General features: G+C 47.5%; 21 protein-coding genes and 1 riboswitch. All 21 genes read right to left on the bottom strand.

What is annotated here, in order from left to right:
* Window positions 1-50: 50 nt before the first annotated feature.
* The gene (locus tag T3H97_RS04670; RefSeq protein WP_328801835.1) at window positions 51-266 is read right to left on the bottom strand and encodes a hypothetical protein; all 216 of its coding nucleotides are present in this window, start codon (window positions 264-266) and stop codon (window positions 51-53) included.
* Window positions 267-275: 9 nt separating this feature from the next.
* Window positions 276-1,301 (bottom strand): ATP-grasp domain-containing protein, encoded by a 1,026-nt coding sequence (locus T3H97_RS04665; RefSeq protein WP_328801834.1) that lies wholly within the window; start codon window positions 1,299-1,301, stop codon window positions 276-278.
* A 332-nt stretch (window positions 1,302-1,633) separates the two neighbouring features.
* Window positions 1,634-2,416 carry an IucA/IucC family C-terminal-domain containing protein gene (locus tag T3H97_RS04660; RefSeq protein ID WP_328801833.1) on the bottom strand — a complete coding sequence of 261 codons (783 nt, stop codon included), beginning with the start codon at window positions 2,414-2,416 and terminating at the stop codon, window positions 1,634-1,636.
* The gene (locus T3H97_RS04655) at window positions 2,385-3,206 is read right to left on the bottom strand and encodes an ABC transporter ATP-binding protein (protein ID WP_025722914.1); all 822 of its coding nucleotides are present in this window, start codon (window positions 3,204-3,206) and stop codon (window positions 2,385-2,387) included. Before T3H97_RS04655 ends, T3H97_RS04660 begins: the two co-directional genes overlap by 32 nt.
* Window positions 3,207-3,219: 13 nt before the next feature.
* Complete coding sequence (locus tag T3H97_RS04650; protein ID WP_328801832.1) at window positions 3,220-4,263, bottom strand: FecCD family ABC transporter permease; 1,044 nt, start codon at window positions 4,261-4,263, stop codon at window positions 3,220-3,222.
* Window positions 4,260-5,273, bottom strand: a complete 1,014-nt coding sequence (locus T3H97_RS04645; protein WP_250243362.1) for a FecCD family ABC transporter permease — start codon at window positions 5,271-5,273, stop codon at window positions 4,260-4,262. Before T3H97_RS04645 ends, T3H97_RS04650 begins: the two co-directional genes overlap by 4 nt.
* A gap of 93 nt (window positions 5,274-5,366) precedes the next feature.
* Window positions 5,367-6,368 carry an ABC transporter substrate-binding protein gene (locus tag T3H97_RS04640; protein WP_328801831.1) on the bottom strand — a complete coding sequence of 334 codons (1,002 nt, stop codon included), beginning with the start codon at window positions 6,366-6,368 and terminating at the stop codon, window positions 5,367-5,369.
* Window positions 6,369-6,649: 281 nt separating this feature from the next.
* Window positions 6,650-7,153: an RTX toxin gene (locus T3H97_RS04635; RefSeq protein WP_328801830.1), complete on the bottom strand. Its 504-nt coding sequence runs from the start codon at window positions 7,151-7,153 to the stop codon at window positions 6,650-6,652.
* Between the two features lie 193 nt (window positions 7,154-7,346).
* The gene (locus T3H97_RS04630; protein ID WP_328801829.1) at window positions 7,347-8,861 is read right to left on the bottom strand and encodes a glycoside hydrolase family 30 protein; all 1,515 of its coding nucleotides are present in this window, start codon (window positions 8,859-8,861) and stop codon (window positions 7,347-7,349) included.
* A gap of 157 nt (window positions 8,862-9,018) precedes the next feature.
* Entirely contained in the window at window positions 9,019-11,748 is a 2,730-nt protein-coding gene (locus T3H97_RS04625; protein ID WP_328801828.1) for a glycoside hydrolase family 3 C-terminal domain-containing protein, read from the bottom strand.
* A 513-nt stretch (window positions 11,749-12,261) separates the two neighbouring features.
* Entirely contained in the window at window positions 12,262-13,245 is a 984-nt protein-coding gene (locus T3H97_RS04620) for a Gfo/Idh/MocA family protein (RefSeq protein ID WP_328801827.1), read from the bottom strand.
* 141 nt (window positions 13,246-13,386) lie between these two features.
* Window positions 13,387-13,881, bottom strand: a complete 495-nt coding sequence (locus tag T3H97_RS04615; RefSeq protein WP_328801826.1) for a GNAT family N-acetyltransferase — start codon at window positions 13,879-13,881, stop codon at window positions 13,387-13,389.
* Between the two features lie 230 nt (window positions 13,882-14,111).
* A complete protein-coding gene (locus tag T3H97_RS04610; RefSeq protein WP_328801825.1) occupies window positions 14,112-19,079 on the bottom strand; it encodes a DUF4132 domain-containing protein in 4,968 nt (1,655 codons plus the stop codon).
* Window positions 19,080-19,094: 15 nt separating this feature from the next.
* Window positions 19,095-19,514, bottom strand: coding sequence for a hypothetical protein (locus tag T3H97_RS04605; protein WP_328801824.1), 420 nt, complete (start codon window positions 19,512-19,514; stop codon window positions 19,095-19,097).
* Between the two features lie 349 nt (window positions 19,515-19,863).
* Window positions 19,864-20,721 (bottom strand): MetQ/NlpA family ABC transporter substrate-binding protein, encoded by an 858-nt coding sequence (locus tag T3H97_RS04600; protein ID WP_071639698.1) that lies wholly within the window; start codon window positions 20,719-20,721, stop codon window positions 19,864-19,866.
* A gap of 271 nt (window positions 20,722-20,992) precedes the next feature.
* Complete coding sequence (locus T3H97_RS04595; protein ID WP_328801823.1) at window positions 20,993-21,664, bottom strand: methionine ABC transporter permease; 672 nt, start codon at window positions 21,662-21,664, stop codon at window positions 20,993-20,995.
* Complete coding sequence (locus tag T3H97_RS04590) at window positions 21,657-22,382, bottom strand: methionine ABC transporter ATP-binding protein (protein ID WP_013308946.1); 726 nt, start codon at window positions 22,380-22,382, stop codon at window positions 21,657-21,659. Before T3H97_RS04590 ends, T3H97_RS04595 begins: the two co-directional genes overlap by 8 nt.
* A gap of 139 nt (window positions 22,383-22,521) precedes the next feature.
* The gene (locus T3H97_RS04585) at window positions 22,522-23,313 is read right to left on the bottom strand and encodes an energy-coupling factor transporter transmembrane component T family protein (RefSeq protein WP_250243338.1); all 792 of its coding nucleotides are present in this window, start codon (window positions 23,311-23,313) and stop codon (window positions 22,522-22,524) included.
* Complete coding sequence (locus T3H97_RS04580; RefSeq protein ID WP_328801822.1) at window positions 23,288-24,739, bottom strand: ABC transporter ATP-binding protein; 1,452 nt, start codon at window positions 24,737-24,739, stop codon at window positions 23,288-23,290. The genes T3H97_RS04585 and T3H97_RS04580 overlap by 26 nt, the downstream gene beginning before the upstream one ends.
* A complete protein-coding gene (locus T3H97_RS04575; RefSeq protein WP_328801821.1) occupies window positions 24,739-25,335 on the bottom strand; it encodes an ECF transporter S component in 597 nt (198 codons plus the stop codon). Before T3H97_RS04575 ends, T3H97_RS04580 begins: the two co-directional genes overlap by 1 nt.
* Before the next feature lie 249 nt (window positions 25,336-25,584).
* Window positions 25,585-25,694: riboswitch (TPP riboswitch) on the bottom strand.
* Window positions 25,695-25,737: 43 nt separating this feature from the next.
* Window positions 25,738-26,535, bottom strand: coding sequence for a TatD family hydrolase (locus T3H97_RS04570; protein ID WP_328801820.1), 798 nt, complete (start codon window positions 26,533-26,535; stop codon window positions 25,738-25,740).
* Window positions 26,536-26,546: the final 11 nt, after the last annotated feature.

Genomic DNA, 26,546 nt, shown 5'->3' with positions numbered 1-26,546 from the left:
TATAAATAAAACGAGGGACAAGGTCACAGGATGGCACAGCCGAGAGCCTACTAATCTCTTTCAGTGCCGCCCATCTGGCCATATTGGCTGGTGTTCCGATCCCGGCAAGTCATTAGCAGACCCATCATCCAGAGACCTACACTGCTGACCAGCAGCAGAATGCTGGATGGATGCCACTGCTTGCGGCGAGTGGGCACGCACATTCGAATATACCGACCACACCATAGGAGAGAGAACAAAGTAAGCGGGACATTGAGCCACAACATGAATTGCCCTTATTCTGCAATCGACTTTTCGAAATGATGTTCCATCTGAAAAAGATACTCCAGGTACAATCGGACGACATCACGTGTGGTCCCCCCAAAGGGGAAGACATGGTGCGTCAGGTCTGGCAATGCGTTGACTTCCAGAATGCCTCCCTGATCTGCTGTCAGCGGCTGGCGGATATCCTCACAACGGATATCAATGCCAGCCACATCAATTTGGAGAGCTCCTGCGGCTTTAATTGCCATTTGTGCATTATCAGGAAACATCGCTTCCGTACAGTCCACATAAAACTCACTGATGTTTCCGGCGGCCGAGTTGCGAAGATCATATAGCTCGATCTCTCTTCCTGCCGCAGGTACCTCCTCCAGCGTGATTCCCTGTCCAAGCAGAACCTTTCGCAAAGGCTCTGCGTCTTCATCAATCTTGGGAAAGGCCTCGAACTTCCCTATACTGGTCTGCTGGATTCGCTGCTGATTCAACATTCGAATCAACGCCCGGATGGTTGAGGTGCCGTCCCCTTCTACAAAGACAGGCCGATACTCATTTACTGCTGCCACTTCCCCGTTAATGATCAGTACCCTATAATCCAAACCCGTTATGAATTGCTGTAGCATGATGCTGTTACTATGGGTACCCGCCCGGGCAATAGCCGCTTCCAGTTCCTCGTTTGTTCGAACGTCCAGTGTCACACCTGCACTGCCGCTTGCGTCCAGCGGCTTCACTACAATGGAATGATGCAGTTTCAGAAACTGCGCTGCCTTGTCACCCATTGCCTCGATAACGATAAACGGTGGCACAGGCATTCCCCGCTTATGCAGTAGCATATTACATACCTGCTTGTTCTTAGCGAGCAGTCCAGCGATCAAGGGTAGACGATGCGATCTGGTTTTATTAATGACTCTGCGCTTGTCTCCATAGGACAATTCCAGAAAATCTTCACATTCTGCGAGAAGTGGCTCGCAGGTCATTCCCATTTCTCTTGCTTTGCTTATGATGAGTCGGTTTTGCAGATTATGAATTCCTTTCGGAAACAATGAAAATCCTCCCCGACCGAATGAAGGCGTTCGCTCCTGGTTGTGCTTTCATCGGATTGATTTGATGGAAATAATATTGATAATGATTATCAGTTTCAAACAAAATCTATTTTATGGCAATTTCAGTCACCTTGTCAATAATAAGCTTTTTAGGAAAAATAAGATGTTTTTTTGCAGGGAGAGAATCCCTAAATGAAGGAAAGTTCATGGAACAATGGACACAACAAATAAGGCAAGCTCTGAATTTCGTTATGTCATAAGCTTGCCTGTGCTATTCGCTGTATGAGATGCAATGAAGTATAGGCTGGGGATGTGGATGATAATCATCGGTATTAATGCTTTAATTTGGGGCAGGTGGGGCAGTAATCTTCTGGATCATCTGCGGCGAGATAATAGAAACAACAGGTTCTGCGTACACGAATAGGTGTATCTGAGACAGCTGTTGCCCGCTTGGGCGTGTTAAACTGCTTGAGCGGGTTACGGGATTCACCAAAGAGATGCGCAGGTGCATCACGAATTAGATAATGGAAGTCCTCTTCGACACGCTGCTTTTCTTCAGGCGTGGCTCCTTCGGCAAACTTGTTCTCATAGAGCCAGTATACGTAAATGGCCGTGTTCTCCCACAGGACTGAACGGGAAATCCGGGTTGCCTTGGACAGCGATTGCCATACCTTGGACAGATTGCCGGCGAACATCTGTTCAATCACCTGATCTCTCCATACGTCACGCTGATCCGCCCCTGGTGAGGTCGTCTGCCAATCAGTCAGCCGAGCCTTGGGAAGCCATGCCTCTCCCAGATAACTGGATTCAATCGTGCCGTTGGCAATCTCATAATTCAGGCCTTTGTTGAAGCGTGACATGGCATAGAGACCCGAAGCTGTGATCAAGTAAGCATACCGTTTAGCAAAGAGCGATACAGTAGCCGTTTCGGAGTCCGTCTCAAAGATGCCTCTCACCCCTTGCAAATAGTTTAGGCTTTTGGACGGGTCCAGCAAGTCCGTAAATGGCATCGAAAATGTGCGATCTGTCGAAGGCTCCCAGGTCAGACGGTATTCGGCAGCCAAGGCCTGCATCTCTTGATCATCAAGCCAAGTGGCTGTAGCGTGTGGTTTCATTTAACTTCCTTCCCTTCCCGTGTGGAATGCACATTGGTGTGCCAAACAGCGGATCAACCGCAATGTCGCACTCCATCTGGAAGACCGCGCGGACCATGTCCTGCGTAACAATGTCTTCCGGTTTTCCTTCCGCGTAGATGGACTTGTTGTGGACAGCCACAATATGGTGAGCATAGCGACACGCAAGATTCAGATCATGAAGAACCATCACTATCGTGCGTCCCTCCTGTTCATTCAAATCGAACAGCAGATCCAGAATATCAATCTGATGGGTCATATCCAGATAAGTCGTTGGTTCATCTAGCAGCAGGGTTTCTGTTCCCTGTGCGAGTGTCATCGCAATCCAGGCGCGCTGGCGTTGTCCGCCTGATAATGCGTCCACGGGCCGATCAGCCAGAGCAGTCAGATGTGTGGATTCCAGCGCGAGCCTGACCATGCGTTCGTCCTCACAGGACCACTGTTTCAGCCATGTCTGGTGTGGGTACCGTCCTTGCCGAACCAATTGGTTCACTGTCAGTCCCTCTGGAGCAGAAGGGCCTTGCGGCAGAATGGACATACGTCTTGAAATTTCCTTGGTAGGCAACTTCGCAATCTCCTCGCCATCCAGCAGCACCGAGCCTGAACTGGACTTCAGCAGTCGCGCCATCGTTCGCAGCAAGGTGGACTTCCCGCAACCGTTGCTGCCAATCAGGACAGTAGTTTTCCCCTTGGGAATAGTCAGGTTTAAATTCTCAATAATAGGCTCTGCGCCATAGGCGATCGTAAGGTCCTTGGCTTCCAGAATACTCACAGCATTCTCCTCCTCAAAACTGATTTCGATTCTTGAACAACAGATACAGGAAAAACGGTGCTCCTACCCCGGCGGTAAATACCCCTGCCGGAACATCGAGCGGCAGAAATACCGTACGGGCAATCAGATCAGCAGCAAATACAAGCAGGGCACCGACCAGTCCCGAAACAATGAGCATACTGCCAAACATGCGCCCTACCAGCTTCCGGGCAATATGCGGCGCAATCAGACCGACAAAACCAATCGTCCCTGCGACAGCAACAGCTCCCCCTGCCAGCAATACACTGCACAGTAGCAGTACCGAACGATGACGCTGTACAGTGACCCCCAGCCCGGTGGCCAGATCATCCCCGAATTCCTGTGCGTTCAGACTGCGGGCAAACCAGATCGCCAACGGAAGCACGATTACAATCACCGGGATGATCGTTCTAACATCGGCCCACGATGCGCCATACACACTCCCCGTCAGCCAGATATACGCCTGACCAGCCGTATAGAATGGACTAAGGATCAGCATGAACGTCGTCCCGGCCCCCGTAATGGCTGACACTCCGATTCCGATCAACACCAGTCGAATCGGGCTAACTCCTTTTTTCCAGGCAAGAAGATAGATGATGATTGCGGTGATCATCGCCCCCACAATGGCAAACAACGGCAACAGCTTGATACTGATGGTTCCACCCAGCAGGGTGACAAAACCTACAGCGGCAACGGCAGCTCCTCCCGTTATCCCGATCACATCTGGTGAAGCGAGCGGATTACGGATAATCCCCTGCAAGAGGGCACCGGACATGCCTAGTGCTGCACCAACGAGCAACGATAACAGCACACGCGGCAGCCTTAGCGTCAACACGACAAAGTCATGATCGCCTGCGCCCAGACCGAAAATCGTCTGCAGCACATTCAGCGGAGATATGAAATCATTACCCACACTGGTTCCTAGAATGGATGCAATCAATACCAAAACCATACAGATTCCGATGATGAACAGCGATTTGCGCTCCATTTGCAAGGATAACGTATCTTTTTTATTGCGAAAAGTAATCATCTTCCTCATATCTTCGTCCCCCCCTTGCGGGCAATATAGACGAAGAAGGGACCACCAATGAGCGCTGTCATAACGCCAAGCGGAACCTCCTGCGGCATGATGATCAGCCGTGCAACAACATCCGCCGCCAATAACAAAATGGCGCCACCCAGAATGCAGTAGGGAACAAGCCAGCGGTAGTCGTTGCCAACAAACGCCCGCATGATATGCGGTACGACTAATCCTACCAGACCAATCGAACCAGCCACCGCAACAGAACCACCGGCCAGCAATACCGTAACGACTCCCATAAGCACCTTAACCAGTAGCACGTTCTGTCCCATGCCTTTGGCGATATCATCACCGGTCAAGAGCAGATTGATCGCCCGGCCCATAAACAGGGATATCACAGCGGCAACCGTCATATATGGCAGTACAGGATACAGCATGTCGAGTGTCCGACCGCTTACTGAACCTGCAAGCCAGAACAACACGTCCTGTAATCCCGTTCCATCCAGCACCAGGATTGCCTGTGTGAACGAAGCAAAAAGTGCAGAGATAGCGGTACCCGCAAGCACAATCTTGATGGGAGTCAGACCATCACGACCGATGGACCCAAGCGCGTACACAATCACTGTTGCAATGGTTGCCCCGGCAAAACCAAACCACATCATCGTACTGAGCGAGGACACCGACAGCACCACGATGGCAATAACGATAAAAAAGATGGCGCCCGCATTGATCCCAAACACACTTGGTGAAGCGAGCGGATTACGAGTTAGCGCTTGCATGAGTCCTCCCGCCACCGCCAAACTTGCACCAACAACAGCGGCAATAATTGTGCGTGGCAAACGTTCCGTCAGAAGTACGACGTGCTCCACTGAGCTTTCGTCATAGTGTTGTAGTGCATCCACTGCTATTTGAAATGTTATGTGTGTGCGTCCCAGTATCATGCTGGCTACACAGGCGAGTAATAGCAAAATGAATAAGCCGGATAGTCCATAAATCTTCGTACTTGCCTTCGTAAAAAGGGGAAACATATTCTCACTCTTTCATCCGTGAAATGCAAAAAGACCTGCCTGCCCATACGCTTCGTATACGAATGTCTTGGTGCATGGCAGGTCTTGCTCCCATTAGTTCAGATTGAACTGCTTGTATAGGTCGTCCAGCATCATGTTGGCCGATGTGTATCCGCCCCCCATGTTCCAGGCCACTTCATCAACCTGTACCAGCTGGTTATTCTTCACCGCATCGAGATTTTTCCAGAGCGGACTGCTGGTCCAATCCTTATAATTTTTCTCAATAGCTTCTGTTTCCGTACCTGAATTGAAGTTGAAGATCATATCTGCGTTCATATCCGGGATGTTCTCTTTCGAAGTCAGCTCCACCCCCCAGGTGTCTTCATCATGTCCAGGCGGTCTGGTAAATCCAAGCTCTTTCAAAATTTTCCCGGCGTATCCCATATAGAAAATGCGAACCTGATCGGCTCTAAAATTCGTAATAGTCGCTTCAATGGGAAGACGGTCACCCATTTTGTCTTTGAAATCCGCTACCCTTGCATCCCAATCGGCAAGCAACTTGTCCGACTGTTCCTTCATATTCATCGCTTCACCAGCCGTCTTTACCGTCTCTTTCCAGTCAAACAACGTCTCGGTAACTACTGTTGGAGCAATCTGGGACAGTTGATCATAGATATCCTCATGTCTTGTTTTGGTGGCAATGATTAGATCCGGCTTCAATTTGTTGATCTCTTCCAGGTTCGGCTGTGATTCCTGACCTACTTGCGTCACACCATCCAGATCATCTCTCAAATATTTATATACGGGTTGCTGAACCCAGGACTCCACAACACCCGTTGGCTTAACACCAAGTGCAACAACAACATCATTGGCACCCTGGAACAAGGTTACAATCCTCTTCGGAGTTCCCTTAACTGTCGTTTCACCCATGGCATGTTTGATAACTCTGGTCTGCTCGTCCGCACCACTGCCTGCTGCATTGCTCTCATTACCACTTGCAGACTTACTTGAAGAGTCTGTTGTCCCTGTAGTTCCACCAGAGGCACAGCCAGCCAGCACCGATATCATCAGAATAAGTGCTATATAAATATGTAGCTTTTTGGTCAATCCAAACATGTAGTCCAACTCCCCCTTTTCATCCTAATTGATATTAAAAATCATTATCAATTGTATTGTAATTCAGTTGAGTACATTGTTCAAGCATATTGATACTGCTGCGGAAGAACTCCCCATGCCCCTGGTTTCATGTTGAAAACATCCTTGTACAGTAAAGGCTTGGATGAATACAAAATGCTCAGTATACAAAAAGGTGTAACCCACGATAGTTGATGGGTTACACCTTTATAAGAATTCATGACCTGTCTTCAAAAGACAGTGAGCTCAGACAAACACACCGATTAAGGTGTATGCCTGCCTACAAATTGATAAGTACCTTTCGGGTATGCAATCCACTCATCCTGCTGATTAAAAATGGGCGAGCCGCACGATATACCTTGTTTACGAACAAATGTCCCGCCTTGAGGAAACAATTGATCCTGCGAATGAGGCTCTCCAAGCACATCTACCACAGTTTCATGATATTTGAGTACATATGCGACCGTATTAAATTCATTTGGATTATAGAAATGATCCTCCTGATTAAAATAGGCAACATTCGTGACATCCATGAAATCGTAAAAGGAGCTATTTATGATCAGATACGGTATTACTGGATTAACCGGATATAGCGCTATGCTGGATACGTTCATACGGTTCGTGTTTTTCATGAATTGGTGAACCTCCAGCTCATATCCTTCTATCTTGTGAGAGAAGTCACATTCTCGATTGTAAAACAATTGCAGCACGATGCGACCCGTCGATACGAGAAAGGATACCCGTCCGTTCACCCGATTGGAACACATTCACCAGAAGGGCTGCCAAACGGTTCATTCTTGTTATTAGTGAAAAGATCTTATCATTTGTCTCTGAACCAATTCTGAACAATAATAAAAATTTTTTTCGCAGTCTGGATTTTGTAGCAAATGAAAAAAGAACGCTCAGCCAGATGGGCTAAGCGCTCTAAAACTTCTATAAAACGTTGATGTACAGGCCGTGTCAGGAAGCCGTAGGATTCCATTGAAAGGTTGCCGCGGACTTGGATGGAAGGGTAGATTTGAAAACCTTATTTCCCTGCCGAACCTTAAATGTCTTTGTGTTCTCTCCCGTATTGGCGGCAATCAGGACAAGCGTACCGTCGGGGTTGCGATAGGCGACCGTTTCAATACTTCCACTATAATGTGTAGAATCAATACGTACCGCACCTGGACGGACGAATTTGCTGGCGTGTCCAATCGCATAGTATTCCACATTCTTCGTAACTGCACCGCTTAACGGATCGATGGTCACTACACCTCTACAGTTGGCGCACCCCCCATTGGTCGGCCCCCCCGATGGGTCAAGTGCGATATTCCAAAAGAGGACATTTTGCGACCAGTTTCGGGGTGCACCAATGATCAGCTTGGACATGTCCCAGCTCAAATCATCTCCAAAGCCCGGACTCCACGCTCCCCCACTACATTCTGTCATATATACAGGCTTATCAGGGAAAGCATGATGCACATCTGTCATCGCTGTGGGACCTCCTTTGTAGCAATGAAAGGCCGTTCCATGCGTATAGTTACGAGCCTCTTCATCTCCCAACACAGTCTTGGCATATTCGCTCCCTGTATCCCAGTTATGGTCAAAGGCAATAATGTGAGTAGAGAAATGGTTTCGATTTAGGGTGGGACCCAGATATTGTTTAATAAAATTCGCCTGTTCTGCTGCTCCCATACTCATGCTGGGATACTTGGACGTCGTGAATTCTGGCTCATTTTGAATGGAAATCGCCTGAATTGGAATCCCCTCGTTCGCATAAGCCTGTAGATAACGAACAAAATAGTCAGCATACGCCTGGTAGACGCGCGGATCGGTATAGTCCAAATACCAGCCATTATAAATCTGCTCCCCATATTTCATCCAGGGCGGAGCTGTCCATGGGGTTCCCATAATCTTTAAATCCTGGTTTCTTCTCAGGATTTGCTTCAGCACATCGATCACATCCCGATCCTTGGCGATGGAGAAATGATTCAGCTCATAGTCCTTGCCTGTTGCCACATCGTCATAGGTATAGCTGCCAGGCTGTCCCTGTTCATCTACGGAATAATCTGAGGCTCCAATGGTATGGCGAATATAACTTAGTTGAATGCCACTGGCTGTAAACAAATCATTTAGCAACTGATCACGCTGATTGGCAGACATGCCATGATTCATCAGGTATGCGGACGAACCGGACACCGCTGCGCCAAATCCCTCCATTGTCTGATAATGAATATCTGGCTTAATCTCAATCGTCAGTGTATCCTCATTCGCTGCATTTTCTTTACTGTTATCCTTATCCCAACGGATCGGGGTTTGTTGGGTTAGGCGATTCGCCGGATCGGGTGTTGTTAGCCACATGTTGACGTTATTTTCTGCTTTCGGCCCCGGAACATTCCGTATAGCCATACTGGCCAGGACCGCACAGATCAAAATGGCCACTGCTATAAGCAGCCAGATGTCAGTACGTCGTTGCTTTTGGAGTTTTTCCATCTAATATCCTCCTCTCCCCATCATTAGCCTGTCCTCATCCTCCCTACTATTTCAGCTTTCACTTGGGTTTCCCTTTGCATACATATGGCAAAAAGAGAGCCGGTGCTTGTGCCCGTGCTCTCTTGAATATAACCATTTTAAAACAAATGTAACGGGATTACTTTTTTGCTTTTTCTGTAGAGGTTGCCGGAATCGTAACACTTCCTGTCAGTCGTAAATCCTGTGAGGAGCTGCCCACATAAATGGACACTTCACCCGCTGGCATAACCCATGCTTTGGACTTTTCATCCCAATAAGAGAAAGCTTTCGGGTCGAGCTCAATGCGTACCTTCTTCTCTTGACCCGGCTTTAACTCTACCTTGGACCAGCCTGCCAGTTGACGGGATGGAGTCTCTACGTTTGTCGGAAGCTTACCGCTGTACACCTGTACAACCTCAGCTCCGGCTGTTTTGCCCGTGTTCTTCAATTTTAGCGAAACTTCGACGGAACTCGTACGATCGGATTTTTTTCCACTCGCATGCTGTTTTGTTTTCAGATCGCTATATCCGAATGTTGTATAGGATAAACCGTGTCCAAAGGAGAACGCCGGTTGAATACCCGATTTCTCATACCCACGATAGCCTACAAAAATACCATCTGAATAGTCACCTATACCGTTCACACCTGGAAACTTCTCTGGTGAGGATACAGGTGTAGACTGCTCGTTAACCGGGAAGGTTACCGGCAATTTACCAGAAGGATTCACATCCCCGAATAAAACGCGCGCTATAGCATTCCCTTGCTCTTGTCCAGCAAACCATGCTTGTACGATGGAAGGGACTTTGTCCTGCCATGTATCCATTTGCACGGCTCTGCCACTCATTTGTACAACAATGGTTTTCGGATTTGCAGCCGCAACCGCACGGATCAGCCGATCCTGATTGTTCGGCAGTTCCATATCGGAACGCTCAACATATCCTTCGCTCTCATACGTACGCGTTACAACAATCGCAACATCCGATTTTTTCGCCAATTTCACAGCGTTGTCAATCAACTTATCTGACGTATCTGCTGGAGGTTCCCAGCCCAGACGAACCATACCACCGGAATCACGACCATTTGTCGGATAATCGGCGCGGTATTCAATACGTATTTTGTGCTTTTCACCCGCTTTAAGGGAGATGTTTTTCTTCGTAGTGCCCAGCTTTTCACCTTGATTATCCACGAATAGCTTATCGTCGAGATACAGCTTGCTTGATCCCAAACTGGTTAATGACAATGCATAGTCACCATCTTTGGGAGCTGCAATTGCTCCTGTCCAGCGTGCAGATATCAAACCGTTCAGTGTCGTTGGTGTATTTGGAACTTTAGGGGACTTCGCATTGAAGCCCTGATAATTATAAAATCCAAGGTTCATATTGACTTGGTCATCATTGCGTACAAGAATCGGATTGCCTTCCATCTTGTTATTCTTCCAGTATTCGCCTCGAAGCCCCTGTTCGCCATCTCCATAAGTCGCATATCCAACACTGATATCCTCTTTCTGATCGGATGTAGTCAACAGTGAAGACGGAACAGCAGATGGCCCTGGCATAATGTCTCCTGCAGAGATCGGGTCTGTGCCCGGTGCATATTGGACGGTAACTCCTTTGCCGACACGATTGCGGATGCCCTCTAACGGACTCACGGTATACGTCGGGTTCACCAACGAACTGCCTCCGCCTGCCACAGTGCCGTTATCTGCATCGGGGCCAATCACAGCAATGGACTTGAGTTTATCTTTAGACAACGGTAATGCATTGTTTTTATTTTGAAGCAGTACCATACTTTCCTCAGCCAATTGACGGGCTGTTTTGCCATGGTCACGGGCATCAATTTGATTATTTTGAGCCGGGTGATCGAATAAACCTTTGCTGAACATTTGCACCAGAATGCGTCCAGCCTTATTATCAATCGTTTTTTCACTTACCTTGCCATTCTTAACAGCCGCCAGCAGCTGATCTCCCCATTTACCAAATGGTGTACCCGGTGTTTCCAGGTCCAATCCGCTATTTGCTGATTCGACTGTACTCAGGTTCGCACCGTAATCACTCATCACGAAGCCCTTGAATTGCAGTTCCTTCTTCAAGAGGTCCGTCAAAAGAGTTTTGTTCTCACAAGCAGACTCGCCGTTGACCTTGTTAAAGGAGCACATGGCCCCTCCCAAATCTGCCTTGGCGATGACTTCTTGGAACGGGCGTATGTAAATCTCATGCAACGCACGGTCACTGACTTTGACATTCGTCGTGAAGCGCTCTGTTTCCTGATTATTCATAAGATAATGTTTCGCAGTCGCCAAAACAGGGTGGCTTTGTATACCTTTGACATAAGCGGTCGCCATTTGCGATTGCAGTAGCGGGTCCTCACCCATAGATTCAAAGTTTCGCGATCCCCATGGAATACGGGCAATATCCATCCCCGGTCCAAGCGCAACATTATGAGTTGTATTAAAAGCCTCGTCTCCGATCAAATCACCATACTGTTTGGCAGCTTGGGTATCCCACGTTGCAGCCAACGCAATTGGAGCAGGCAACGCAGTAGATTGCTTGTCCTGCACATCTGGATTGGCGATGCGCACACCCGCAGGTCCATCTGCCATCGTCAGCGCCGGAATACCCAACCGCTCCATCGAATTATTATAAAATCCATAGTAATTGTTGACCTTACCAGTCACCAAATCTATTTTTTCTTCCAGCGTCATTTCTTGCAGCAGCAATGCTGTCCGTTTCGCAGCCGACAGAGCCGTGTTCATCCAAGGCCGATCTGTCTGGCTTCCTGCCGCTCCTGCAATATTCATAGGTCCGATCACAACAGCCGCGATAACTGTCATCATCACCATACGGAACAACCATGTTGATTTCACTTTCACGTTTGTAATTCCTCCTTGATGTTAGGTCATGAGGTGAATGCCTATTCAACTCTCACAGGCTTGCAAAGGCTCTCGATCCTGCGAGCTCCGACAAGAATCCAGAGCCACGGGATAAGCAAGCAAGTCAGCAAAAGCCGCAATGGCTCAAGTGACACGTTTACCACCCTACCGTACATTTTCAAAAATTTCATTGAAAGTTTTTGGAAGTACAGCACTAGGACCTTCATTCTTCTCCATAAAAAGAGAGCGCTAACAATTCAGTTAACTGATAATAAAATTACACTTTTGTAACTTTTTAATGACGGTTTTTTAACTAATTTAAATCACAAAAAATGATTCATATGTCCCACTCTTGACTTACTCATATGGCGTTACCTAGCGTGCGACCAAAGTCGCTATTTGGGAATTGGAAATACTTATGTATGAGGATTTTTCAAAATCCTAGTATAAAAAATAACGCTCACAAACAAAAAAAATCCCAGAGAACCTGAAAGGTCCCTGGAATTAATGCGATTATTCAAACGGATACCGAAGCCCCCACTGTGAACGAATCTGATCCATCAGTTTCATAATTCCTAATGATTCATCCAAAGAAATAGTAGAACTTTCGAGCAAGCCTTCGATCAAGCAACGCCCGACTTCTTCTGCTTCAAAGGCATAGCCTGTAGAGGATCGGTCATCCTGAAAGTTTTGCGCCTCTTCACCGTCCACAACTAAAGTAGCCGATGTGCTGTTCAGGAATGACGGAATGTGGATATAGCCCTTTGTTCCATGGATGTATGCCTCATTCGTCAATCCGAGACGGACTGCCCCGTTAAGCATAGCCGTGCGTCCTTTTCCATAATCCAGCAAGATCGAAAATGTCTCGTCAACGCCTGTCTCCCCGATATGAGCAGTGCTCCATACATGCTCAGGTTCAGGACCGAAGACCATTGAAGCAAAAGAAACCGGATAAATTCCTGCATCTAATAGAGCACCTCCGCCCAGCTCAGGGTTCAAAAGCCGCCCCTCCGGGTTCCAATCTACTCGAAAACCAAATTCCGCCTTAACCAGCTTTACCTCGCCAATGTGTCCCGCATGTATCCACTTCCGCACTTGGCGAATCGGAGGCAAAAAACGTGTCCACATTGCTTCCATCAGGAATAGCTTACGCTCACGTGCAAAGCCGATCAGTTCCTCCAATTCTTTGCTATTGACGGTGAAGGGTTTCTCACACAAGACTGCTTTGCCCGCCCGAAGAGCCGTCAGAACATTTTCTTTATGAAAAGGATGAGGAGTCCCTATGTAAATAGCATCTACCTCGGGATCTTGTGCTAATTCCTCATAGCTCCCGTAAGCCCGTGATATTTGATGCTTAGCTGCAAATTCGGTAGCGCTTTCAATAGTGCGTGATCCAACGGCATACCCTTCTCCATTCGTAACATGCGCCAAATCCGCTACAAATTGATCTGAGATCCAGCCTGTACCGACAATTCCCCATTTAATCTTTTTGCTCATACTTGTGTCCCTCCCAGCAATTTGGTTAACGTTGACTTACAACATACCCTTTTATTCTAGCAAACGCCTGTCCTAAACAAAACAAACATTTTCTAGACGACGGTTTCTTTTGTGACCCAGCAGCATCTTCATTTATACCCATTATTGAATGACGTATCTGTAAAACTTTTTATCTACTTTCATGACTGGAAAACCAATCGGCAATTCTCCTGGAGCTATACTAACAAAGCCGTTCTTCTCATAGAAACGATGAGCTGCTACGAATTGTGGTGTTGTTCCAAGATAGATTTCTTCAATAGACCTTTCCCTGGCCCATCCTATGGCATGATGCAATAATTGATTCGAAACATTGAATGTTTTACCTCTATAATTTTGTTTTACAAACATTTTTCTGAGTGCTGTCTTACGGTTCCCAATATCTAACAAAGCTATAGTCCCTACTACGGTTCCTTCACTAAGAGCCACCCAGAAGTTGCCGTTACCACGCTGATAAAAGTTTTCAATATCAAGCAAATCAGGCTGATCTTCTTTGGTTATGGCAATATTATATTCATCTTTTTGAATATGTAAAATTAAATCGACAACTTGTGATTGATACTCGGTTGAGTACTCTTTTAGAAAGTTACTATTAAACATCGTTGTGTTCTCCTATTATCGTCAATTGTTATACTGTTAGATTCCCATCAAACCACAGAACCTAAAATATTACCCATATCTCCTTATTGGCGCTTGATAGACGCTCAATATTAAATAACTCAACCTCCGCAACTAAACTAAGTTTCCACCTACACAGTAGAGGGTTTGAAACCATTGTCCAGGTGCGAACGTTGAGTTCATTATAAATCTATATATATCAGAATTCTATTCTACGCTTGAAGCTGTGTAAGAATTTGCGGGTCCTTGATCTTCTGATCCTCGGCCAACAACACAATTTTGGATAGAATCTCAGCTGTTCTTGGGTCCTCGTCCAGAAACGGCAGGAAGATGCGTCCACGATGCTGCGAATGCACCGGGATAATATGCAGTGCTCCCTTCGCTTGCTTATAGACACCCCCGCTTCCCAGATGCACAGCATATTCGCCAAGAGTCCCATCTACACGTGCATAATTCCCATCCAAGCGTACATTGCTAATTTTCAGCAAGCGAAGTGATTCCTGCACAATCACCCTACGCATTTCAATGGTCGTTAGACTGGCCTCTGGATCAACGCCGCCTACATGGGCAACACTGACGACCAGATCCACGTCCCGCATAACTTCGGAGAACAGAACAGGAGGAACTTCGTCCAACGGTACGCTCTTATACGTTGTCCGATCAAAGAACTGTACTGTCTCCAGCGTAGGAGCCTCGGTATCCGCTGGTGAGAACCAGTCTGCCATGGCATACAGGTTCGCAATCAGATTCTCGGCATAGTACACCTTCTGGAGTCCGTCCTCATAGCTGACTGTCCATTGGCGACCTTTCAATAGGGATACCGTTTTATTCGGCTGTACCTGGTGTCCCGCATATCGACGGGAAACTGTCGCGTTTGCACGTTCATCAGCATTCAGCAAGTACAGCTCACGGAACACCTGCTTAAATGGCTGGCGTATCTGGCGGTCGAATAAGTCCTTCTGGAAGTCGCTCCAACGACCACTTTCGAACAAATGAAGGGGATGAGCGATAATCAGCTTGTCCTCTTCTCCTATAGTATGCTGTTCAGCAAAAGGAGCCGTCAATACCAACGTTTCCTCATTAAAATATCCGAGGTGATCATTAGCCTTGAAAACCAGTGTTCGCACCAACGGAGCAAGCACAGGATTACCCAGCAGTCCTTTCAATTCCTTCACCATAAAGGTCGTACCAGACTCCATAGAGCGTTCCAATTCTTTGCGAGCTCTGCGGTACTGATCCACTAGATCTCCTTTAAGCTCCTTCAGCGACGTAACATACTCATCCTTCTTGAAACGAGCCGGAATGGATTTCAGCGTCTTGCCTTTGCTGACAATTTCAATATCTGCCGCTCCTTCAGTATCAATGACGAGCTGCACCGTTGTAGCCTCGTCCAAAGCATGTGGCTCAAAATAAGACCGAAGATCATCCAGCTTACGAGCTTCCATGTCCCAGACGAGACGGGTTACATCATCATAACCTGCGTTACGTGCCAAATTTCCGAGCGCAATCCGTGAAACGAGTGCCTCACTGGCCTTACGCTGTGCCCCGAATTTTTTGCTTTGTTCCAGAAACCTCTGGATAAAATCATAACGTTCGCGTACATCTGGTTCAGGCGGCTGAGCAAGTGGAATCAGACTGTAGGTCAGCAAATGGTCTTTGTTTCGCTTGTCCTCCACTGATCTTTCCATTTCACTCCGTTTGAGCTTACCCAGCGTCGCATCCGCAAACAACTGGGATCGACGATGATTGGCTCCAGCCGAAATATACTTGGCACAATCGTACAGCAGATCAAATCGTTCCTCGCCCAACGTCTCATAGGCCTCATGAAACCAGTGAATATCGAAGGCACCATCATTAAAATCTTGCGGAGCAATCGGCGAGTAATGAGCTACAATCGTTTCCTTCTCGGCCGAAAAACCTTCATTGATATGTGCATGGAAATACCATGCCGCACTGCGAAGCCCTTCCCAACCGAGATATTCTGCTACAATCTCAATCCACTGTGGAGCATACATAGCAGCCTCCAGCAGACGTTTATCCGTAATTTTAGTGTTTTTCAGCTTTTCCTTGAGCAACGTGGCATTCTCGCCATCACTCGGATAACATGCTTTGAGCAAGTGGCTGAACGATTCTTTTTTGGTAATACGATCACCGTAGCCGTACACATAACCACGCACGAACGTTTCCTTGTCGAGTCCCTCCAGAATACGGATGAAATAATCCATACCTTCAATCTGGCTCAAGCCCATAACCTTTGACGTAGCCTCGGTAGGCAAATCGCCTCGAACCAATTCAACCTCTAACAGTCGATCAATAACCGTGCGACGTATTTCCAAAAATTCCAGTTTGCTGGAAATCCATGCATTGCGAGCATTGGTTAAGGTACTCATATGTCTTCTGCTTTCACTACCGGCGAGTAGTTCCCGATACACTTCCCCTACACCGATCAACCCTTTTTCATATGCTTTGAAATAATCCTCCAGATCCAGCGGAGAATAAAAACGATTTTCCGCTCCTGGCAGTTCTGCGTAGTTCACAAAGGTATGGAAAAAGCGCTTAAAGGACTCATCATCATGGACCTGCCCCTTCTCCAGGGCCACCCACGGGCCAGACAATAGATGGAGCATTCCCATATCCTCTTCAGGTCTGTCCTTAGGCATGCCTTGCATTAGTGAATTTAAAGCAAGGTCAATTACGTCAAATGTTTGGTCACCGGCTGTGTCCATAAAATAAGCATTAACTAATGTGCTTACCTGATCGGAATAGGTCAGTTCTGCCATCCACTTCTGTACCTCGTTAATGCGATCCAAAGGATACATTTGCTCAGCGAAATCTTTACGCCATCCTTCCAGCAGCTTGTGCTTGCTTTGTTCTGAATAGTCCATGTTAAAAGAAAAGTATCGATAATAGCGATCCAACGTTCGGTCCATAGGCTCCAATCGGTCATAAAAAACAAGCTCCAGCAGTTCACGCGCTTCCATGCCGCTTTCCTGCAAATAACGGTCCCACTCCTCATATAGAGGATATAAAGACAGTCTGGAATCTACTTCTTCATCGACCTGAACCAGCCGTAGAGGACGAAGGTTCGTCCCAATAAGCAATGTATCTTTGTAGCCCGAATAATACTCCGCAGTATATTCCACATCACGATGATGATGAACAAGCTCATCCAGTCCGCTCAAGAACTGCTTGAGCTTCTCCAATGGACTAACAAAAACATCGGACAATCGAAAATCACCCAGATCAACTTTCTCTTCCAACCAAGTTTCCTTGACATTCGGATCGTACAGGCCAAAACCGTTAGCCCCTGTATAAGCATCCTCCTGTCCCAGCTTGGACAGCAGTTGCTCCTCTTTGGCTGTGGGTTGCTGAATGATATCCGCCAAAACCCGCAGGCTTTCATACTGTTCGGCACGATCCGGGTCTGCATATATCTTCGTCAATACTTCCAGTCCACCCAATCGTTGTAGCTCCGCTTTAGCACGAAGCAAGCGTTCCAATGAGCCAGCCAGCGGCCCTTCCGATTGTGAGAGCAACACACCAATGACACTTTGTCGCAATGATCCCGTCTTGAGCTTTAATAAGGCTTCCATTTGTTGCATTTCTGGTTCCGACAGCGTCAGCTTACGCGCCTTGGCCACAGCGAACTCACGGATACTCATACTTTTGTCAGACAAACTGGAAAAAATAAAATCACGTTGTACCGTATCCTCAGGGCTTTGCACAAAATGGTTCAACAGTTCGCCACGCAGATTAGGGCTAATCTGTTCCTTTAAGGCTATGATTTCCCCAATCCAGGAAGCGTCCATATCATAACCAGCGAGATACAGCATTTTTTGAATAGGTGCATCTGAGCGGTGATACAGATTTACAAAATCCAGCACCTTGGAGGGCTCGGTGGACTCACCCTTTTTCATATGTACAAACAGGTTATGAAGTCGTTCAAAATCTTTACGCCGCTCCTCTTTGCTCTCCAGCAAAGGAGTGCGCACCACTTTAACGATCCGATCCGCGACCGTCCCGCCTTCTATCCATTCATAAAAATAATTGCTTGTATAGTTCGTCAGTATCCAATATTGAAGCTCCGGGTCCCTTTCATCCAGATATTCTCTCGCAATTCCGAGGCGCACATCCTTGTTGTCACTGTTAGACAGTACATACAGTGCTACGATCTTCTGGTAAGGTGCTCCCTGCTCCATGAGTTTCCGAACCTGTCCATACAGATCACGTTCCTCATGTACTGCGGTAGCCCACAGACTCATATATACTTCATTAGCATTTGAGCTGGTCAGCCATTCCTGGCGTAGTTCACTTCGAGTCAATGCTTCATATGCCTGCTCGATCAGTTGGCGAACGACCCGCTGATTGGCGGATTCCAAACCCATTCCCGTCCATACTGCAAGCGCCCGCACTACCGAGCTGTAACGAATGAAGCCTTGCTCAATAATCACCTTCAACAGATAGACAAGTGCCTCTGGAGTGCCTTCATCCATTTGTTCCACGATACTTTGGCGCAATCCCTCCTGGAGTTTGGCGGCTGCCAAGAGCTCGCCGATCATGCGATAATTCTCCTCCTGATGACTCAGGAGCATGCCTTTAATCATATTGCGCGTAAGTAACGCCGCCTGATTATCCCCATAAATAATAGCTTTTAACGCCTCAAGCACCTGCGAATTACCGTTATCCAGCTCATAAGCAATCCAGTCACCAATCGTTTCCTGAATCCGGTAATCCCTGCCTGGTTCATAATCCTTTTTTGTTAAATAATCCATTACGGAGAACCCGATACAGTCCATTCGAATCAACTGCACCATTCTTTTATAAATCCGGGAAGCATGGGCCGTAATATCCGAAGTGCGAAACGGTTTTCGCGCATACCCTGTGCTGTATGGATATTCAGTCACATGCTCTGTTAGATGTGCGAATACGTCGCCCGCTGTTTGTCCAATTAGAGCACGTAATACCTCTGTCAGTGGCTTAAACAGCGGTTCTCCGCTTTCCGTCGCCCGTTCTTTTAATATTCGCTGACATTCGTTAAATGGCTCCTCGTTCTCCTGTATGTAATGAAGCTTACCCAGTTCCACAACATACTGAGCCAATTCCTGTTGTTGTCCATCCAGTTGCGCCGCGCGCTCCTTCAGTGTGGTGAAATATTCTTGCTCATTGTTCTCTTGATGCATATTTCGTTTCCCCCTCTACCATAGGCCTCCAGCCAGCATTGTGAAGCGTATAAATACAATCTCATTCCCATCCTTAAGTGACAAAGGAGCATCCAGTTCAATAGTTTCCTCGTCACACACAAAAACCCTGTATAAACCATCTTCAAAAGCCTGCATCGCCGTGTTCACGGTATCCTTAATATCCGGGACACCCTCATTATATATGGAACCGAATCCTACTTTGCCTATCTCGCCTTGTGCCTGAACTTCTTCTCCCGTGAGGAACGGAATCAGCGCGACACTTTCCTGCTTTTCCCGTAGCTTTTGAACATTCAGAGCAACCGTTGCAGTGATCAAATCTCGTAATGTTCCTGGAGCAGGACTCAGCTCTAATTCCTGTCGTGCGAGTGCGGGCTTGCGCTTTCCCAGACTTTTTACAGTTACAAACAGCTTCATGTCATTCCCCTTCCTTTTTATTCACGCTTTTGGCCCGTTGTCAGCTGAATTTTTTGACCCATATAAAAACACCGTTAACGAAATCGAAAACGAATGTTTGTTCGTATATTTATTTTAATATGTTCTTTATCATTACTCCATCGCCCTTTATGACCAAAATTCGCAGCGGTGTAACACCCTGAATTCTTAAAAAATAAGACTTTTTACCCTGTTTTCGATAAATTTTATCCATATTAAGGATGGAAAAGAAAAAGACCTGCACAAGGGAGACTATCTGCTCTTCACAGACTTCCTTCCATTATACAGGTCGTATTTCATCATAAAACGATGTTTCAACATACTTATTTATTTAAAATGCTGGAACAACGCTGTCCTTGTAATTGTCCTCAAAAAATTTACGTACTTCCGGTCCAGTCATTCGCTTCGCCAGCTTTTGAATAGCATCGGAATCTGCATTATCCTTACGCGCTACCAGATTAATGGCAAAGTGTGTATCGTCTTTTTCGGTAATCAGCGCGTCCTTCTTCGGTGTCAGACCGAGCGGCTTGGCATATGCGGGATACATGGCAGCCATGTCCACATCATCCAGTGAGCGCGCCAGCATCAACAAATCCACCTCTTTAAACACAAACTTTTTCTTATTTTCAATAATATCAGCCTGTGTAGCATTATAGCCTACGCCTTCTTTAAGCTTGATCAAACCGTTTTGCTCCATCATTACTAAAGAACGTCCAGTATTGGCCGGGTCATTGGCAATGGCAATAGTCGCACCTTCGGGCAGGTCTTTAACGTTCTTGTATTTTTTGGAGTACGCGCCGTAAATGGCGTTATAAATTGGTTTTATCGCTACCAAATCAGACTTGTTGCTTTCATTATATTGTTGCATAAAAGGAGCATGCTGAAAGAAGTTAGCATCCACTTCATGGCTTGCCAATGCGTTGTTCGGTTGGATATTGTCTGAAAGCACGACGATTTCCAGATTGACTCCGTCCTGTTTGAGCAGCGGCTTCACGATATCCAGCACATCTGTCATCGGCGGGATTAGCGTCGCTACTTTCAAGGTCACTTCTTTTTGGGAAGTTGCTTCTTTAGACTGTGTTTCTTGAGCAGCCTGCTTTTGACCACCGCATCCAGCAACCAGTAGCATAACGACAGCAAATAGTGTAAGTAATTTCAAGTTCGTTTTCATGTTGTTTTTCCGACTCATTCGATGTGGAACCTCCAAAATTAGTTGTGATCGGGAAGATAAAAATGAGTTACAATACAGCCGCTTCGCGTGCAGATTGTTCTTCCGATCGCTGTTGAAATGGGATTCTCTCTGATTTATAACACAATTTATAGGTTAGAATCCCATTTCAAAGGCGAACGCTGACGCTTCTACAGAACAATTCTGCCCGCTCCGCTTTTGAGATACTGTAAAGTCATTTTTATTTCCCATGGTGTGTGTTGCAAGTGTAGCGAATAGTTACATTTCTGCCTTATCGCTTATCGATCCGGCGGGATATGGTGCTTCCGGTGAACTGGATCGTTTGTACGAAAATAATCATGACGACGATGGTGAATGCCATCAAGCCTGTTTCAAAACGCTGGTAACCGTAGCGGATGGCAAAATCGCCTACCCCGCCGCCGCCCACAATGCCCATCACCGTGGAGTAGGAGATGAAGCTAATGGTGGACGTGGTCAAACCCAGTGCAAGCCCGGAACGAGCTTCCACGTACAGAAATTTAAAAATAAGCTGGAGGGTGGATGCCCCCATAGAAGTAGCAGCTTCAATTACACCCTTGGGCACCTCAAGCAATGATTGCTCCACCAGCCTCGAATAATAGGCGATGGCCACTACTGACAAGGGAACCGTTGCAGCCATCGTGCCCAGCGCCGTCCCTACGACCAGACGTGTAAATGGAATCATAAACACGACGAGCAGCAAAAACGGGAACGAGCGGATGACATTGACCACACTGTTCAATAGGGTGAACAGCAGTCGATTTTCATATTTTTGCCCTTTGCCGCACAAATACAAAATCGTTCCTGCCGGAAGCCCTAACAGTACAGCTGCTGCGATGGAAATCCCCACCATGATAAATGTCTCTCCGATGGCTTTCCATATCTCAGACTGATATTGCGCAATGATGCTCAGCATTTCATTCATCAGCTTCACCTGCTCCCGCTGTTGAACCTACCGCAGTGTCAGCTACACGTTGCGTTGAAAGCAGCTGCCCATCCCGCATTTCTGATACACGGGTACAAATATTGCGTACCACGTCCATATCGTGCGTTACGATTACAATGGTAACTCCCAGTTCACGGTTGATCTCCCGTAACACGCCCAGAATATCCGCGGTCGTCTGCGGATCAAGCGCCGAGGTTGGCTCATCACACAGCAGCACTGCAGGTCGATTCGCCAGCGCTCTGGCGATCGCTACACGTTGCTTTTGGCCTCCGCTCAGTTGTGCCGGATACTGTTCTGCTTTATCAGCTAAACCGACGAATTGCAGGCATTCACGCACACGTTCCGCTCTCTCTTTTTTCGCGACACCTGCCAGTTCCAACGGCATTGCCACATTTCCACTGACCGTCCGATTGTGAACAAGATGATAATGCTGAAAAATCATCCCTATGGATCGCCGCGCTTCACGGAGACGTTTTTCCGGCATGCGAGTCAGATCTTCCCCGTTCACAACCACGTTTCCCTCATCCGGCCTTTCCAATACATTCATCAACCGGAGCAACGTAGACTTACCGGCACCGCTGGCACCTATGATACCGTGAATTTCCCCCTCCTCCACTTGAAGGGACACGGATTGAACCGCATGAAATTGGCCGCTTGAGGTGGTATAATGCTTGCTTACCTGATGCAGCGTAATCATGAAACCTGGCCTCCTGATGATCCATTTCTCAGGGAAAATGTAATAAGCCCGCCAGCCCAGGCGGGTCTGTACGAGCCGTCAATTCCCATTGCATTAATATACCACAGAGCAGAAAACGGGCAAAGCCTTTTGACAACAATTAACGTACATCCCACACCCCCACATAAGGAAAGCAGATACCGAGTCCCCAAGCCAGCGTAAGCATGACAACAAAATAGAATATGAATACAATATCTACAGCCGAATAGCCGATCGCATAATAATACGTTCGCTTGGCTTCATTAGCAAAACCCTTGGCTTCCATGGCAATAGCAATTCGCTGTGCACGCCGGATACTTTGAGCGAGCAGCGGAATCGCATACCTGCGAAGCGTGGCATACATATTCCATTTGGACACATGCTGATGTAAACCTCGAATACGGTGGGCTTGTCTCAATGCCTGGAATTCCTCCACCATCATGGGCATCAGCCGCATGGCTGCCAAAAAGCTATACGCATACTTCGGAGGGAGCCTCCATTGCTGCATCAGTGAATAAAAAAGGTCCACCGGACGAGTCGTTAAGCCAAACAGCAACCCTACCGCAGCCATACTCAGCGCACGAAAGCCCAAATGCATGCCCCGATAAAAGCTTTCCTGTGTAATATGGATCAGGCCCCATGTCCACCAGGTCGTCACCCCTTTGCCGAACATCATCATGCCCGTTGAGGTTGAAATAAACACCAATATAAAGGGAGATCCGTACAGCAGCAGCCGCTTCCATGGATGGCCTGACCAGACAAGCAGCAGCAGCATAGCACACGCAACATTAAACATGACATTCGGATCATGAATGACTATAACGACCACAAACAGTATGGAAAACATAACGAGCTTTAAGCCCGGATTCACGCGATGCAGCCATGTTTTATGATGGGGAAAGGACAGGTTCATACTGTAGTTCCCCTTTCTGAATCCGCCATATATCGGTACAATATCGACGGATAATTTCCGGGTCATGCGTGACCATCACAATGGCCGTGCCTGCCGCTCTCAGCTGCTCCAACATATCCAGCATGACAAAGGTATTTTGCGCATCCTGCCCAAAAGTCGGTTCATCCAGTAGCAACACTTCCGGCTTACGGATCATAGCCGTAGCAATACTCAACCGCCTTTTTTGGCCTAACGAAAGCTGATACGGATGACGCTCGTCCAGCCGCTCTAATCCGAACTGTACGAGCATCCGATCCACCCGCTCCCGGCACTGTTCAGCACTAAACAAGCTCTTAGGTAACGAATACTCTAGTTCCTTTCGTACGGTGTGTGCTACGAATTGCAGCTCGGGATTTTGAAACGCGAACCCGATACGCTCTGCCAGTTGTTCCGTACTGCCTGCCTCAATTCCGCACACGCTATAACGTCCCTGTGTGCGAAGTAAGCGCATCATGGAGAGCAGCAGCGAGCTTTTGCCAGCTCCGTTTTCACCGACCACGCCAATCCAGTCGCCAGGCTTCACCTGCGCATGCTCCACATAAATCACTGAACTTAAACTGCGGAGGCCGCTAAAATGTTCCAGCTCCAGCAAATCAGTCCCCGCACCATTCTGTTGCGTCACTGATTCACTCCAACGTGGCGAAGACGATTCATTCCATACTCCCGGGTACCACACGCCGTACTCGGACAATGCCTGCCGATGCATATGAAATACTTCTTCCGCCCTTCCATCCACAATGATCTCCCCTTGAGCAGAAAGCACCACAATCCGGTCCACATCATGGACAATTTCATTAATTTTATGCTCTACGATCACCAGTGTCTGCTCTACCGAAATGTTGCGAATGGTATCCCATACCTGTGTAGTGCCTTCCTCGTCCAACAAAGCCGTGGGCTCATCCAGAAAAAGCACTTCTGGCTCCATAGCCAGCACAGACGCAATCGCCAGCCGCTGCTTCATTCCCTGTGACATGTTGCCAATGGGCATGTGTATATCATCCGTCGATAGACCAACCTGTATCAGCAGCTCGCGAATACGGGATTGCATCTGCTCCCGGGGAACCTGATTATTTTCCAACACAAAAGCCAGTTCCTCGTCTGCATATGACATACAGAACTGCGTATCAGGATCTTGAAATACAATACCTGAGACACTTGGAATTACAGCAGCATCGTATTTCATGGGCACTTCTATCGTGCGTGGAATCAGACCGCTTAACACTTGGAGCAGCGTTGATTTACCGCATCCACTCGGTCCCAGTAGCAGCAGCTTTTCCCCCTTGTGGACAGACAAAGACATATTGTGAAAAAGCAGCTCTTGCTCACCGGGGAATTTCAACCGTAGACGGGTGATCGAAGCCACCACATCTTCGGTTGCCCGGCTCATCAATCCAGCCCCTTATAATCTTGTTCCGTTGCAGGTCTCAAACTTCGTGTAACTCCGGTTACCTCCAATGCCTTAGCCAGATAGAACGCGAATACCCCGGCAATCACAATACTGCCAATCATCCGAAATCCAATATACAAAACATAGTTCCAGGTCGATAGCTGATCAATATACCCGTAGCTGAAGTCTAAAATCAGAGAAGTGACAGCCGCCCCGGCCGCAGCTAGCGAAGCAACCCCCAGGTTTGCGTTCCGATACAGAAAAGCCGCAAAAAACAGCTCCGCTCCCAAGCCTTGCAGCAGGCCATAGTACAAGGTGGACATCCCCCATTCGCTTCCCAAAAAAGCGCTGACCGTTGCCGCTGCCACCTCTGCCAAAATCGCAACACCCGGCTTGCGAATGATGAGATAAGCAAACGTGCCTGCCATAAACCACATGCCATACATCAGTTGCTCGGCGTGCAGACCCAATGGTTTCATCAAATCATAGGCAGGCCCCCATATTTTATAGACCAAACCGAACACAACAGCGATCACAATCGTGACCAAAATATCAGTCAGCTTCAACCCTTTGGACGCTCTTACAGTAGTATTCATTATTGCGTGCTCCCCTTTTTCCTATAATTGGCCTCTTGGCCATAAAAAAAAGCTTGTCTGGAGCTGAATCTCCAGGCAAGCTTTATGCGCAGTAAAAGGTGAAGCACCATACAAAACGTCATTCGTCGATATGCCTTATATAACCAGTAGTCTAAGCTATTACACTGATACCAAGCCAAAGCCAAGGTCAAAGCAAAATGCTAGGACATACATTTAATCTATCGACAACCGCAAAACAAGCGGCATTCCTGTATAGTGTTCTTGGTTTCTCTACGCTGGCATTACCCAGATCAGATTTCACGGTCAGTGGCAAGGGCCACCCTCTCAGCCTGACTTTCTCAAGCTCCCGACAATGCTTTTTAATTCACTATAATATATACCACATCTATGGCTTTGACAATCCTATAATCCGAAGAAACGTCTGGCCGTCTCCGTCGTCGCGATTTCAATCTCCATCATACTTCGGCCTGCACATTCGGCTACCGTAGCAGCAATATGAGCGAGATACATCGGCTCATTACGCCCCTCTTTGGGCTTCACGGGTAGATTACGCGGGGGCAAAAATGGAGCATCCGTTTCAATCATCAGACGGTCCAAGGGAATATCTCTGACTAGTTCACGCAGATGTTTGCCACGCCGTTCGTCGCAAATCCAGCCGGTGATCCCGATGTACAGTCCCATTTCTACATACGTATGCAATTCCTGTTCCGTGCCGGTAAAACAATGCACTACCGCTTTATCGACAAGCCCTTGATGCTCCCGCAGCATAGCGACAAAATCCTCATGCGCATCTCGTTCATGCAGAAATAACGGCATATTCAGCTCACCCACCAGTTGGATTTGCTCGCCAAACCATCGGCGCTGCACATCACGTGGCGAAAAATCACGGTTATAGTCCAATCCGCATTCCCCTATGGATACGACCTGCGGCTGACCCGCCAACTGGCGGAGCTGCTGAATCGTGTCTGCGCTGCAGTCTTTGGCATCATGGGGATGCACGCCAGCTGTCGCATACAGCTTGCCCGGATAACGTGCTGCATACTGAGAAGCCTCCCGACTGCTGCGGACACTGGTCCCGGTAATAATCAGCGGTGAAATCCCTACAGCCGCGGCTCTCTCTACCACCTGTTCCCGATCTGCATGAAACGAACGGTGCATCAAGTTCACACCAATATCAATTAACGGTGTACCCCTTTCCATCTCAATCCCTC

Origin of the sequence: Paenibacillus sp. LX16, from assembly GCF_036252815.1 — a bacterium.
GTDB lineage: Bacteria > Bacillota > Bacilli > Paenibacillales > Paenibacillaceae > Paenibacillus > Paenibacillus polymyxa_B.
Note: the sequence above shows the minus strand (reverse complement) of the source record. Positions and strands in the feature narration are given on the sequence as shown.

What these genes read in the sequence shown, in the direction of transcription:
- T3H97_RS04650 (WP_328801832.1), bottom strand. Translation starts at nt 4,263, where the DNA reads ATGAGGAAGATGATTACTTTTCGCAATAAAAAAGATACGTTATCCTTG.
- T3H97_RS04575 (WP_328801821.1), bottom strand. Translation starts at nt 25,335, where the DNA reads ATGAATACTACTGTAAGAGCGTCCAAAGGGTTGAAGCTGACTGATATT.
- T3H97_RS04640 (WP_328801831.1), bottom strand. Translation starts at nt 6,368, where the DNA reads ATGTTTGGATTGACCAAAAAGCTACATATTTATATAGCACTTATTCTG.
- T3H97_RS04610 (WP_328801825.1), bottom strand. Translation starts at nt 19,079, where the DNA reads ATGCATCAAGAGAACAATGAGCAAGAATATTTCACCACACTGAAGGAG.
- T3H97_RS04590 (WP_013308946.1), bottom strand. Translation starts at nt 22,382, where the DNA reads ATGATTACGCTGCATCAGGTAAGCAAGCATTATACCACCTCAAGCGGC.
- T3H97_RS04670 (WP_328801835.1), bottom strand. Translation starts at nt 266, where the DNA reads ATGTTGTGGCTCAATGTCCCGCTTACTTTGTTCTCTCTCCTATGGTGT.
- T3H97_RS04605 (WP_328801824.1), bottom strand. Translation starts at nt 19,514, where the DNA reads ATGAAGCTGTTTGTAACTGTAAAAAGTCTGGGAAAGCGCAAGCCCGCA.
- T3H97_RS04630 (WP_328801829.1), bottom strand. Translation starts at nt 8,861, where the DNA reads ATGGAAAAACTCCAAAAGCAACGACGTACTGACATCTGGCTGCTTATA.
- T3H97_RS04580 (WP_328801822.1), bottom strand. Translation starts at nt 24,739, where the DNA reads ATGAGCCGGGCAACCGAAGATGTGGTGGCTTCGATCACCCGTCTACGG.
- T3H97_RS04645 (WP_250243362.1), bottom strand. Translation starts at nt 5,273, where the DNA reads ATGTTTCCCCTTTTTACGAAGGCAAGTACGAAGATTTATGGACTATCC.
- T3H97_RS04595 (WP_328801823.1), bottom strand. Translation starts at nt 21,664, where the DNA reads ATGAATGAAATGCTGAGCATCATTGCGCAATATCAGTCTGAGATATGG.
- T3H97_RS04600 (WP_071639698.1), bottom strand. Translation starts at nt 20,721, where the DNA reads ATGAGTCGGAAAAACAACATGAAAACGAACTTGAAATTACTTACACTA.
- T3H97_RS04615 (WP_328801826.1), bottom strand. Translation starts at nt 13,881, where the DNA reads ATGTTTAATAGTAACTTTCTAAAAGAGTACTCAACCGAGTATCAATCA.
- T3H97_RS04570 (WP_328801820.1), bottom strand. Translation starts at nt 26,535, where the DNA reads ATGGAAAGGGGTACACCGTTAATTGATATTGGTGTGAACTTGATGCAC.
- T3H97_RS04620 (WP_328801827.1), bottom strand. Translation starts at nt 13,245, where the DNA reads ATGAGCAAAAAGATTAAATGGGGAATTGTCGGTACAGGCTGGATCTCA.
- T3H97_RS04635 (WP_328801830.1), bottom strand. Translation starts at nt 7,153, where the DNA reads ATGTGTTCCAATCGGGTGAACGGACGGGTATCCTTTCTCGTATCGACG.
- T3H97_RS04585 (WP_250243338.1), bottom strand. Translation starts at nt 23,313, where the DNA reads ATGAACCTGTCCTTTCCCCATCATAAAACATGGCTGCATCGCGTGAAT.
- T3H97_RS04660 (WP_328801833.1), bottom strand. Translation starts at nt 2,416, where the DNA reads ATGAAACCACACGCTACAGCCACTTGGCTTGATGATCAAGAGATGCAG.